We start from the raw sequence: 11967 nt of genomic DNA on the forward strand, positions 1-11967 counted from the left end.
CGGCCCACGCCGGGCCCCTTCCCTTTATTGGATCATTCTGATCTAATATAACCCGGATCACACCACACAGCGGAGAAAACCCATGCAACGCATCCTTCCCCTCGTCGCGGCTCAAGCAAGGCCCCGGCTCATCGGCGAACCCGTCTCGGCCTTCGCGGACGAGGTCAAAGCAGCCCTCGAAGCCCAGCCCCACAGCAGGCTTGTCGTCTTCCCCGAGCTCCACCTCTTCGGCGACGAAGACCCGGACCTGCAGCGCACCGAAATGCTCCAGGCAAGTGCCGAACCGTTGGACGGCCCACGGGTCAAAGAGCTCAAGCAACTGGCGAAAGACCTCAACATCTGGCTGGTTCCCGGCAGTGTCTGTGAACGCGGGCCGGAAGGGCAGCTGTTCAACACCCAGCTGGTCCTGTCCCCGGAAGGGGAGCTCGCCGGCTATTACCGGAAGATCTTCCCCTGGCGCCCGTTCGAGCCCTACGACCCCGGCGACAGGTTCACCACCGTGGACCTGCCCGGCATCGGCAGAGTCGGCTTGAACATCTGCTACGACGCCTGGTACCCGGAGGTGTCCCGACAGCTTGCCTGGATGGGCGCCGAGGTGATCCTCAACGTTGTCAAAACCACCACCCCGGACCGCAAACAGGAACTGATCCTCGCCAAGGCCAACGCCATCGTGAACCAGATCTTTATGGTCAGCGTCAACTGCGCCGGCCCCACCGGCCAGGGCAAGAGCATCATCGTGGACCCGGAGGGCAACACCCTCGCCGAGGCCCCGGACGATCAGCCGCAGCTGCTCACCGCGGAACTGGACCTTGCCGCCGTCGAACGCGTCCGCACGCACGGCACGGAGAACCTCAACCGCCCCTGGTCGCAGTTCCGCGAGGGGGAGCCCGCCGTCGAACTTTCCGTCTACCAAGGCCGGATCAACCCGGCCACCTGGACACCGCCGTCCTACAAGCCCTAAGGAAACACCGTGACAACAACCCTCACCCGCACGCTGAAACTGCCCAGCCTGGTCCTGTTCGGCCTGGCGTATCTCACCCCGCTGATCGTCCTGGGGATCTTCGGGATCATCGCCGAAGCCACCGGCGGCGCGTCGCCGGCCGCCTACCTGGTGGCGCTGGTCGCCATGCTGTTCACCGCGCACAGCTACGGCCGGATGGCCATCGCCTACCCCGTGGCCGTCTCCGCGTACACCTACGTGCGCCGGTCCATCGACCCCCGCGTGGGCTTCCTGGTGGGCTGGGCCATCCTGCTGGACTACCTCTTCCTGCCCATGGTCATCTGGCTGATCGGCGGCTCCTATCTCAGCGCGCAGTTCCCCGGCATCCCCATCGGGCTCTGGATCGTGGGCTTCATCGTGGTCACCACGCTGCTGAACATCCTGGGCATCAAGGTGGCGGACAAGGCCAACTACGTGCTGATGGCGTTCCAGCTGCTGGTCATCATGTTCTTCGTGGCGCTGTCCATTGGCAACGTGGTGTCCACCTCGGGTGCCGGGGGACTGGTGAGCAGCCAGCCGTTCGTCAACGACACTTCCAGCTTCGCCACCATCTCCGCCGGCGCGGCCATCGCCGCCTACTCGTTCCTAGGGTTCGACGCCGTCACCACCCTCACCGAGGAAACCGTCAACCCGCGCAAGACCATGCCGCGCGCCATCATGCTCGTGGCGCTGATCGGCGGCGGCATCTTCGTGGCCGTGTCCTACGTGACCCAGCTGGTCCACCCCGGCGGCGAGTTCGAGGACTCGGCGTCCGCGGCCAGCTCCATCGCCCTGCAGATCGGCGGGCAGCTGTTCGGCGCCGTGTTCCTGGCCGGCCTGGTGGTGGCGCAGTTCGCCTCGGGCCTCGCCGCGCAGGCCAGCGCCTCCCGCCTGATGTACGCGATGGGCCGCGACTCCGTCCTGCCCAAGGCCGTCTTCGGCAGGCTCAGCGAGAAGTTCCACACCCCGGTGGTGAACCTGGTGATCACCGGCATCATCGGCCTGATCGCGATCTTCCTGGACGTGGCCACGTCGACGTCGTTCATCAACTTCGGTGCCTTCACCGCCTTCACGCTGGTGAACGCCTCGGTGGTGTTCCACTACGTGCGCCAGCGCCGGGCCGGGCAGCAACTGAACCCGGTGTCCTACGTGGTGGTCCCAGTGATCGGCGCGGTCATCTGCGCCTACCTGCTCTCCCAGCTGGACAGCAACGCCATTACGCTGGGGGTGTCCTGGCTGGTGCTGGGCGTGCTGGTCCTGGCCCTGATCACCCGCGGGTTCAAGGCAGCGCCGCCGGAGATGACGGCCACCGAGAAGGCGACGGTCGAGGCGGCTGCCTGAACCTGTCTTGTTTGTAGCGTGGCTTTGGGGCCAAGGGAAGGAGCACTCGTGAGGATAGCGCTGGGGCAGCTGGAGTCGGGCGCCGACATCCGGGCCAACCTCGCCGTGATCGAACGGTTCGCCGCCGAGGCAGCGCGCGACGGCGCCGCACTGGTCGCCTTCCCGGAGTACGCCACCTACGAGAAGAAAAAGGTGGACGCGACGTTCCCCGCGGTGGCCCAGCCGCTGGACGGACCCGTCTGCCGGGAACTCGCCGCTATTGCCCGCCGCCACCGCATCGCGCTGGTGGCGGGCGTCGTGGAAACCTCGGACGAGCCAGGCCGGGCGTACAACACGCTGGTCGCTCTTGGGCCCGACGGCGACCGGCTGGCTTCCTACCGGAAGATCCACCTTTTCGACGCCCAGGGCTTCGGGGAGTCCGAGTTCATCAAGCCCGGCCCGTCCACGGACCCGGTGGTGTTCGAACATGGGGGAGTGCGGTTCGGGCTGATGACCTGCTACGACCTGCGGTTCCCGGAGCTGGCGAGGTCACTGGCCGACGCCGGTGCGCAGGTTCTGCTGGTCTGCTCGTCCTGGGTACCGGGCGAGCACAAGACCGAGCAATGGCTGGCGCTGAACGCAGCCCGGGCCATCGAGAACAGCGTCTACGTGGCGGGCGTGTGCCAAGCGCCGCCCGTGTCCGTGGGGCGGAGCGTGCTGGTGGACCCGATGGGCGTTGTCGAGGCCGACCTTGGTTTGGAGCCAGGCGTCATGGCGGTGGAGGTGTCGCTGGAGACGGTGGATCGGGTACGGGAGTCGTTCCCGATGTTCCGGCAGCGGCGGCTGTAGGAACGGATATTGGCAGTTTCGGCAGTGATAACTGTTGAACTCCGGGTCCGGACGTGTCTACTCCGGCGCCCAAACCAATTTCCAATTCTTGGTGTTACAGTAAGCCCAGAATCTCTGCCTTCTTTGCGTTGAACTCAACTTCGGTGAGAATGCCCGCGTCCCGAAGCGAGGCGAGCTTGGAGAGTACCTCTGTGACATCTGGTGTGGTGATTGGTGCGGGGACCGCCGGCGGAGTCTTGGCAGGTGCAGGGAGCCGATCCTTAATTATTCCCGATACGAGCGAGAATGCCTGCTCCGTCACCGTCGGCTTCTCCACGGGATCAGGAATGGCCTCACCGGAGAATGCCTCAGCGGCGGGCACACGCTGATTCTCAAGTACGAGTTCAAAATGCTTGAACATCCCGTCAGGCAACTTGATTAGCGAGCGCTTGCCGTCCGCCCAATCGACGCGAACGGTATGCGAAGATCCCATGGCATCGAACGTCGCGCCCACGGCCGCTGAAGCTGCCTTTCCAAGCCGCCCTGGAAGTACGGCTCCCGCTACTGCCTTGCTCACATCGCCCACCGGATTTTTCTTCCCGTCGGTGACAACTTCGTCCCAACCGGCCACGTTCTCAGGGGTTAACTTTCTGAACTTGAGCCCTGCCTGCACAACGAGTGTGCTGCCCAGTGGGGTGGACACAATCGCACCCTTGTAATCTCCGCCTACGACGCTCCCGTTAGCCACCATGGCCGTAGTCTAACTACAGCCGGACACAAAGGGGCGAATTTGATGCGAGAGCTTGGCGCGGGGGTGGCGTGTCCGGTAGGCGCTCGGGCCGTGCAACCCCGGAGCCAGGGTGCAGTGTGATAGGTCTGGGCCCCAACGGTGGGGGACTTTCACTACGACCCTCAAGTCAATCTTGGCCCCTTGCACGCTCGATAGCCCCCGGTCGGCGGATGTGAGATCTTCCTGCGTCTATCTCTCCGCCATCTCGCAGTTTGGCGATGTCATTTCCGACGGTACTCATGTGCACAGCAACTCGTGCAGCAATCTGGGACCGAGTCCACCCTTGCTCGTAAAGTGTCTTCGTTAGCGCCAGTCGTTCGTTAATGGCGTCTGTCTTTGAGATAGTAGGCAGGACGTCTGCCGAATTGCGACGTCTTGTCACCTCCACAGGGACGGAATTCCCACCCAAGACTCGTGCTCCTATTGCGAGGCTTTGCATCTCGGCCGCTGTGGCACTGGTGTGCCGCTGTTCTGGGGTCAGTCCGTCACGGTTCAGCGGCGGCTTCAGCGATGCGCGGAGAGACTTTTCAGTGCTGTCCACAAGTGAATCTGGAACAGCTACAAAGGACATCGCCAGGTTATTCGTCATCCAGCTTGATAATTGCGTCTCATGATCCGGGAGTAGGCCAGGATGCGCGGACTTCCCACGCCACTCCGCCTGAAGACCCATCAGGGACGCAAGCGCCCGGCGGAGAGTCGAGTGAGATGTGGGGAGTTTATGATGCTTGGCGCGATTACGGAGAGACTTCGCTCGTCCGATGTAAATCAGATCACCTTGCCGAATGGGAGTCAGTGCAGGAGGCCAATTCAAATTCTTTGGGAAATCTCCCTGAAGAATCCATCTGTAGACTCCGGGTGACGTCGGAGTGGCGGCCCAGGCCTTTTCACATGACTCGACGTCGCTCCATCTGTGATTTCGGGGCAAGGATTCCATTATCGAATATTAGCCCCCACTGCCAGGAATATTAGAAGCCGGGTGTTGCCAGATCTTAGTGGAATCCACGGTGTTCAAAGCACTGTGGCCAGGAGCCTGTGCGAGGACCACGACCGGGCGCCTGAGGTGCCGAGGGCGGCGGAAATACCATCTAGCAGGGTCGGGGAATTCCTCCGTCGAGGGCGCGGGGCGTTGTAGCCATCTACTCTTTGAACTCAAATTCGACGGTAACATCAGGATCGACGCTTGCGATGATTCCGGAGTAGAACGACTTGGCCTGCTCCTTCAACGCTGCCTCGTTTTGAGTGATGAATTTCTGCTTGTTCTCGTCACTAAGAATGTTGTTGATCATGCGAGTTTCAACGGCTGGTGGTGTCAACCAGCTCAGCGTTCCGCTGCTCTCTAGGGGGTCCTCGAACGAGGGATCGTCAAAACCTAGGCCGATGAAATTCGGGATGGTCACCCGAAAGGACTCCGCGCCGTTGGGTTCGATCTTCACTTGGGACCCATCGATGCCCAATTTTGCATTGAACTTGTATTGGAGCAGCGTCGTCTTCGCGCTCGCGGGCACGGTTATGCCGAGAATCTCTCCATTGCTTTCTTGCCTCGAAACACCTTCGATGTGAAGGCTTAGCAAGGCGACCTCCTGGACGCGCGTGACGGCCTGAACTACCTGTGAATCGCGTTCGTTCGAGTTGCTGCTAAACAGCGAACCGAGAGCGAGAGCGTTAAGTCCACCGGATATGAAAGTGGCGCCAGTTCCCGCGACAATCAGCGCGGTGACCAGCAGGACAGGCCAAAGCAGAACCTTAACTTTGAAAAACTTCAGGGCTGCTTTGAAAAAGTTCATGACGGTTCAGTCTCCAGTCTTGTCCGACGGCGAAACGCCTTCAGTATTCAGCGGTGAGGGCCGGGTACAGCAGGTCGCGGTGTCGAGTCCCCCTCGAACCGTATACGCAAGCAGGAACTGGTCTATTAGGGCGCGCCCCACCGACTTGGAATTGCGGCTCCGAGCAAGGCGTTCACTTCTGGTGCGCATGGAGCTTGTGCCACCGGGGTTAGTCCGCAACGCGGGATTCCTGCTCGCTCAGCCTGCTGATGAGGCCGTCGTACCGGGAAAGCATGGGTTCCATGACGGAGTTGTCGGTGCTGGTTCGTCGGATCCCGTCTATCTCCAGGATCTGGTTGGTGATGCGGTGGAGGTCGGCGGTGCCGCGGGCCACCACCTTGGCCATAAGGTCCGCATCCCCGGTGGTGGCGCGCACTTCGATGACCTCCGGGATCGCGGCGAGCCCGCTTTCTTCCGAGCCGAACCGGGTCTGGCTGATCTCGAGCGAGAGGAAGGCCATCAGCTCGTAGCCCAGCGCCGCCGGGTCCAGCCTACGGCTGAAGGAGAGGAGCGCTCCGCTGCGCTCCAGCCGCGCCAGCCGGGCGTGGACGGTGTTGCGGGCGACGCCGAGTGTCCGGGAGAGTGACAGGGCGCCGGCTTCGGGGTCCTTGTCCAGGGCAAGGATGATCCTGCCGTCGAGGGAATTGTGGGTGCTGGAGGCTGTGATGGTCATATTTTTGACCAGAGGTAATAGAAGTTGAGCAGAAGTCCCAAGCACGAATGGGTACCTTTCAATGTGGTACGAGTCACTTTGCGAAGTAGACATGGGCGCCCTCGACAGCAATGGAAGCGAGAATTGACTAATCCACCTCACCATGGTCATTCCCGGTCTTCGGCAGCATCGACAGAGGGCTCGCCTGGGGGAGGAGTTTCAGATCCCCTGGTTGTCGGAGGCTGCCGATGTATATTTGTCGAAATTCGGTGGTTTTGAGCTCGCGGCTAATTGGGCTCACAAATAGGGTGGGTGCATGGACGCAATACTCGAGAGACGAGCCGTCGGAGACATCGCAGGATCTTTCTTCGTTCCCGCCTACCAGCGCGGCTATCGGTGGGGGACCGAGGAGGTCGGACGCCTGCTCGACGACATTTGGGCGAGTAATGGCGACCCCTATTATTTGCAACCGCTCGTCGTGAAGCCGATGGAGGATGGCAGGTGGGAGTTGATTGACGGTCAACAAAGGCTGACTTCGTTGTTTCTCATATTCCAGTACATGCGAAGCGAGGGTCTGCAAAACGCGGGCGCAGGGTTCACGATCGAATACGAGACGCGACCCGGAAGCGCAGGTTTCCTTAGCAACCCGACGGAAGACCGCCGGCGTGAGAACATTGACTTCCATCACATCTTCGCTGCATACGCGCGTATCAGTGAATGGTTCGCTCGCTACGAGCATCGCAAGCAATGGGCCGCGAATCGGTTCTACGATTACCTTTTCGAATCGGTGCAATTGATTTGGTATGAAGCTGCGAAGGAACTTGACTCGATTGCGCTCTTCACTCGCTTGAACGTTGGACGCATCCCGCTCTCGGATGCTGAACTCGTTAAAGCGCAACTGCTCGCCAAGCTTAAGCATTGCGAGGGTTCATCTGACCGCAGCGAGCAGACTGCCGCTCAGTGGGACCAGTTCGAGCGCGAACTCCGAGTACCGGAGGTCTGGGCGTTTGTGACAACGCTTAGCGAAGATGAACCCACGCGAATTAGCTTGATCTTGGACACCCTTGCGGATCAGCACCGAGGAACGCCACCTGATGGGCATCGGCCGCGGTACTACACGTTCGAGGCGCTGCGGCCAGTGATCGAGGCCGACCCGCAGGCATTTTGGGATGATGTGGTTAAACTGCATTCACTCGTCGTCGGTTGGTACGAGGATCGCGACATCTTCCACAAAGTGGGCTACTTGGTAGCGACCCGCAGACACACTTTCGGGGGACTTCTTGAGGCAGTGACCGGGCTGACTAGGTCTGCGCTCCAGACCGTGCTCGATGAACTCATTGCCAAGCACCTAAATCTCACTGCTGGCCAAGTCGCTGATCTCGACTACCAGAAGTCGGGATCGAAATGCTCGGACGTCCTTCTGCTGATGAATGTTGAGACAGTCCGTCTCCGATCCGACTCAACAGAGCATTACTCATTTCATGCGCACTCTCGTGGCGTATGGTCCCTAGAACACATCCACGCGCAGAATGCCCTCGACCTCAAGCGCGACGAGAAGGTGTGGACCGAATGGCTCCGGCTTCATCGCGGTGCCATCAACGACGTCCCGAGTATCGACGAGGACCTGCGCAAAAACCTCTTGGCGGAAATTGATCGCGTCCTCGCGGCGATCGCCGACCCCAGGATCGTCGGGTTGGGCACCCAGTTTGATCAGACCAAAGCCCTCGTCGAAGCTGCGTTAACCGAGGGAAGAACCGATGGTGACGAAGGTGTGCATACGATCTCCAACCTTGCCTTGCTTGCGAGCGGCGATAACAGCGCCCTGTCAAACTCGACATTTGAAGTGAAGAGGAGGGAGATCATCGGTCGCGACAAAGCGGGCTCTTACATCCCTCCGTGCACTCGCAACGTCTTCCTGAAGTACTACACGGATGCTGACGACCAGCAGATCCATTTCTGGGGAGTCCAGGACCGAGAGGCGTATCTGGACGCGATTTTCGCAGCAATTCAGCGGTACCTGACACCGGATCCCGAGTTGAGCCAAGAGGAGTTTGTCGCATGAAGGGACTCAAGACGACATTCGCCGGAATGTTCGGCGACGCGACGGGCGAGATGCCCACCGTCGCGCGAATCGAAATTCCCCTCATCCAGCGTGACTATGCGCAGGGGAGACCAGGAGCACTCGTCCAGACGATTCGACATGACTTCCTCGATGCACTCATCGAGGCGGTTGGCGGCGGCGAGCCATTGGATCTCGATTTCGTTTACGGGGAGATAGAGAATTCGACTCTCAAACCGTTGGACGGACAGCAACGCCTCACGACACTCTTCCTCCTGCACTGGTATCTCGCTGCGCGAACCGATCGGCTGGCTGACGCGGAAGGAATCCTTAGGCTGAGGTACGCCACTCGCCCAACAGCCGAACTCTTCTGTCGACAGCTCGTGAACCCCAAGCATCCACTTACCGACGACTTCGCTCTGCCATCCGAATGGATTACGAACCAGTCGTGGTACCTATATGCCTGGCGTCACGATCCGACGGTTCAAGCAATGCTCGTCATGTTGGACGCCATCCACGATCGGCTCGGCCAAGCCCACATTGATCTCGAGGAGGCGTGGGCGCGTCTGATTGCTGGGGACAGGCCTGCGGTTTCGTTCTATTTCCTCCCCATCGGTGACATGCCTTCCGGGGATGAGCTGTACATCAAAATGAACTCCCGTGGAAAGCCGCTAACTGGCTTTGAGAACTTCAAAGCCAGATTCGAGAAGCTACTCGCGGACGGGACCGACGCGGAGAGGTTCAACCGCATTATTCACAAGATCGATGGTGCATGGACCGACGTTCTGTGGCAGTTCGACGGCGGCGATGACTTGGTGGACGACGAGTTTCTTCGCTACTTCGAGTTTGTGGTCGAAGTATGTGAGTGGCGGGACGGCGAGACGCTGCAAAGCGCAACCCTGCTTGAGCGCACGGAGCGAGCTTTCGGGCCCGACAATTCACAACGCGAAGCGAACCTGGACTTCCTGGAACACGCGTTCGACACGTGGGTGGGTGTTGACGACGTCCGTGGCGTGTTCGCGAGCGTGTTTACCGAGTCGGATGGCGCTCGGGAGGCAGCCGACCAGGAAAAAGTCCCACTTTTCGACGCCGCCGACATCAACCTGTTCGCATCTTGTTTGCGCAGTTATGGCATCAAACGTGGGCGCAACCGTCACTTTTCCTTGGCGGAGACGCTGTTCCTGCTTGCCGTGCTCATCCACCGGCAGTACCGGACCGATGATTTCGCGACGCGGGTTCGTGTCTTGCGCAACCTTGTCGACCTAGCGGATGACGAGGTCCGTGAAGCTCGCATGACCGACCTCGTTTCGGGCGTTGAGTTGTTGATCAGGGGGGCCCCGCTGGAGGAGCTTCGTGGCTTCAATCCGGATCGAGTCCGTGACGAGCAGGCGAAGCAAGAGTTCAGGGGAACTGGGCTCGAAAAGGTGATTCATCGCCTTGAAGATCATCCGCTTCTCCGCGGCCGAATCTTCGCGTTCGACCTCGAGCCAGCAACACTTCCGGCGAGGGCTGATGCGTTCACACGCGTCACCGAGCCAGAAGCCTGGGGGCACTTCGCTGCCGCATTACTCGCCAAAGGCGACTATGGCTTTGATCTTGGCAACGGGCGCGTCAGACAGTTCGGAACGCGCGCGGCTAAGCAGGCGTCGCGCTGGAGGGAAGTCTTATCCCACTCCGGCCGCGGGAAAAACGGCGAACTGCGGTCGGCGCTTGGAGCCCTACTGGACGAAGTCGCCGCATCCGACGAATCCACGCTGACCAGCCTAGAGCGCGCAGCCGGTGACTTCGTCACATCCTGTCGCGAATCAGGCAGGCTCGACTGGCGGTACTACTTGGTGGCCTACCCTGCAATGCGCGAAGGGGAAACGGGGATTTACTACGGCGAGCACCGACCCAGTCGGGGGATTTGGGGCTACTCGATGTGTATGCTTCGCACCGCCTCTTTGACGGGCAGCGCCTACTACCGTGACCCCTACTTACTCGCAATCTATCGCGCCAGCGCGGTAGAGCACCGAATTAACGATCCCTGGTTTCGAGGTTACGAGACGGCTCCGCGATGGCTTCAGCTCTCGTGGAGCGGCGGCGGCATTCGGTGTGTCGAAAAAGGTTTCGAACTGGCAGCGCCGCAACATGCCGACCTTGCGAGCCGTTTCCACTCTGTTTGTCGGGCCCACGGCGCAACAAATGAGAGGTTCCTACCAATCCGTCAGGTAGAGATCGATGGGGAACTAGTCGACACTGAGGATCGGGTTGTCGCAGGTGCGGCGCTCGTGCGGGCGCTGGTCGAAGCGGGAATCTGATTTCGATGGTGTGCCGCACTCCTTCGCTTTGTGATGCGCTTGCACAATTCACGGGCAAGCGTGAGGTACATTCCGGCGGGCGCCTCGACAGGTGGGTCTACACCACCCGCGAAGACGTTTTGGCGGCTGCAGCGGCGTCGCCAGCGTCTCGGTTTGCAGGGGGACGAGGGATTGTCCTTGGGCTGGTCCTTGAGACGCCGCCCTAACGCAGCCGCGTGCGATCTTCGGGAAGCCCGCCCCGCCTGACATGGCCCGCTCTGTAAGACCCGCCGAAATGACCGGTGAAGGTCCCCTCCGGGCTGCGAGGTTTCGCGGTGGTCATATATTCACCAGAGGTACTAGAAGTTGAGCAGAAGTCCCAAGCACAAAAGCGTGTCTTGCATTGTTTTCCGCCGGGAGGCGATAACACCGCAGCTCAGGCAGCCAGGCAGCTCGTCAGTCTCAATGACGACCTGCCGCCGGCCGGCAGTGATGGTGGTGGAAATGACGCGGTAGTCGGGCAGGTTGAAGGGGATGGTGGCAGCGTCGGCTGCGACCCCGGTAGGCTCGATCAAAGGCTCGTGGTCCTGTTCCAGGTTGAATGCTAGACACACTCATCCCAGCAGGGCCACGGGCCCCCTTGTCTTCAACGACACGAACTTAATTCCCACCAACCGCGAAGAGCCGGCAAACCGTGGACTGACGAGGAATTTGCGGCAGTCGTGGAGAAGGATTTGAGATGCAAACTATGGATAGTGAAGGGCGATCATTCGTTAAGGCAGCCCTTTATAGAGATCTAGCAGTCAAGATTGGCAGCCGCAACAGGACGTCCGTCGAACGCAAGATGTCCAACGTCAGTGCCGTGTTAGTCTCCCTGGGGTTCCCCTATATTCGCGGCTTGGCTCCTTCGAGCAATTATCAGCGCAGCCTTCAGGTATTTGTGCAAGCCGAACTCAAGCGAAGCCGGATCTTCGAGTAGCGAGTTCCCTCCGCGATATTTCGAGAGGGCCCGAGTTACAGGAGGCTTGTCGCCAACTGACCAGCGAACTATTGCTTCGGACGGGACGAGATGCATGTCCCTTCCCTGTGGTGCACGATCAGCCCTGTCCGTTGAAACTCTGTATTCATCTCTGCTGTGCTCTCGACAAAGTCCCTGGGGCTTCTGAACGAGTAACACGAGCTTGTTCAGAAGCCCCAGGAGCATATGTGATGAAAAGGTTGTCCTAACGGGCTAGGC

At 60.3% G+C, this 11967-nt stretch carries 10 protein-coding genes; 5 read left to right on the forward strand and 5 right to left on the reverse strand.

The genetic code is table 11. The annotated features are described in order from the left end of the window. Positions 1-82 precede the first annotated feature (82 nt). The 3 genes from NMQ03_RS05375 to NMQ03_RS05385 are packed head-to-tail and all read left to right on the forward strand — an operon-like array spanning position 83 to position 3148. The gene (locus NMQ03_RS05375) at positions 83-961 is read left to right on the forward strand and encodes a carbon-nitrogen hydrolase family protein (protein ID WP_255174719.1); all 879 of its coding nucleotides are present in this window, start codon (positions 83-85) and stop codon (positions 959-961) included. Between the two features lie 9 nt (positions 962-970). Continuing rightward, positions 971-2320, forward strand: a complete 1350-nt coding sequence (locus NMQ03_RS05380; RefSeq protein WP_255174720.1) for an APC family permease — start codon at positions 971-973, stop codon at positions 2318-2320. Between the two features lie 48 nt (positions 2321-2368). Continuing rightward, positions 2369-3148 carry a carbon-nitrogen hydrolase family protein gene (locus NMQ03_RS05385; protein ID WP_255174721.1) on the forward strand — a complete coding sequence of 260 codons (780 nt, stop codon included), beginning with the start codon at positions 2369-2371 and terminating at the stop codon, positions 3146-3148. 94 nt (positions 3149-3242) lie between these two features. On the opposite strand, the gene NMQ03_RS05390 is transcribed toward NMQ03_RS05385, so the two are convergent. The 4 genes from NMQ03_RS05390 to NMQ03_RS05400 form a co-directional block, all read right to left on the reverse strand. Next, positions 3243-3878, reverse strand: a complete 636-nt coding sequence (locus tag NMQ03_RS05390; RefSeq protein ID WP_255174722.1) for an SHOCT domain-containing protein — start codon at positions 3876-3878, stop codon at positions 3243-3245. Between the two features lie 166 nt (positions 3879-4044). After that, a complete protein-coding gene (locus NMQ03_RS21100; RefSeq protein WP_369693201.1) occupies positions 4045-4851 on the reverse strand; it encodes a GIY-YIG nuclease family protein in 807 nt (268 codons plus the stop codon). A 202-nt stretch (positions 4852-5053) separates the two neighbouring features. Further along, positions 5054-5701: a hypothetical protein gene (locus tag NMQ03_RS05395; protein ID WP_255174723.1), complete on the reverse strand. Its 648-nt coding sequence runs from the start codon at positions 5699-5701 to the stop codon at positions 5054-5056. A gap of 208 nt (positions 5702-5909) precedes the next feature. Beyond that, complete coding sequence (locus tag NMQ03_RS05400) at positions 5910-6413, reverse strand: Lrp/AsnC family transcriptional regulator (protein ID WP_255174724.1); 504 nt, start codon at positions 6411-6413, stop codon at positions 5910-5912. 295 nt (positions 6414-6708) lie between these two features. Here NMQ03_RS05400 and NMQ03_RS05405 point away from each other — a divergent pair, with 295 nt between their 5' ends. Both NMQ03_RS05405 and NMQ03_RS05410 read left to right on the forward strand, forming a co-directional pair. Next, positions 6709-8454, forward strand: a complete 1746-nt coding sequence (locus NMQ03_RS05405; protein ID WP_255174725.1) for a DUF262 domain-containing protein — start codon at positions 6709-6711, stop codon at positions 8452-8454. Next, entirely contained in the window at positions 8451-10751 is a 2301-nt protein-coding gene (locus NMQ03_RS05410; protein WP_255174726.1) for a DUF262 domain-containing protein, read from the forward strand. The genes NMQ03_RS05405 and NMQ03_RS05410 overlap by 4 nt, the downstream gene beginning before the upstream one ends. Positions 10752-11089: 338 nt before the next feature. Here NMQ03_RS05410 and NMQ03_RS05415 read toward each other — a convergent pair whose 3' ends face one another. Next, positions 11090-11305 (reverse strand): hypothetical protein, encoded by a 216-nt coding sequence (locus NMQ03_RS05415; protein ID WP_255174727.1) that lies wholly within the window; start codon positions 11303-11305, stop codon positions 11090-11092. Positions 11306-11967 lie beyond the last annotated feature (662 nt).

It is taken from the genome of Arthrobacter sp. DNA4 (assembly GCF_024362385.1).
Classification (GTDB): domain Bacteria; phylum Actinomycetota; class Actinomycetes; order Actinomycetales; family Micrococcaceae; genus Arthrobacter.

Coding starts and splice junctions, on each gene's coding strand:
- NMQ03_RS05400 (WP_255174724.1), bottom strand. CDS start 6,413: ATGACCATCACAGCCTCCAGCACCCACAATTCCCTCGACGGCAGGATC.
- NMQ03_RS21100 (WP_369693201.1), bottom strand. CDS start 4,851: ATGGAATCCTTGCCCCGAAATCACAGATGGAGCGACGTCGAGTCATGT.
- NMQ03_RS05395 (WP_255174723.1), bottom strand. CDS start 5,701: ATGAACTTTTTCAAAGCAGCCCTGAAGTTTTTCAAAGTTAAGGTTCTG.
- NMQ03_RS05375 (WP_255174719.1), top strand. CDS start 83: ATGCAACGCATCCTTCCCCTCGTCGCGGCTCAAGCAAGGCCCCGGCTC.
- NMQ03_RS05405 (WP_255174725.1), top strand. CDS start 6,709: ATGGACGCAATACTCGAGAGACGAGCCGTCGGAGACATCGCAGGATCT.
- NMQ03_RS05390 (WP_255174722.1), bottom strand. CDS start 3,878: ATGGTGGCTAACGGGAGCGTCGTAGGCGGAGATTACAAGGGTGCGATT.
- NMQ03_RS05410 (WP_255174726.1), top strand. CDS start 8,451: ATGAAGGGACTCAAGACGACATTCGCCGGAATGTTCGGCGACGCGACG.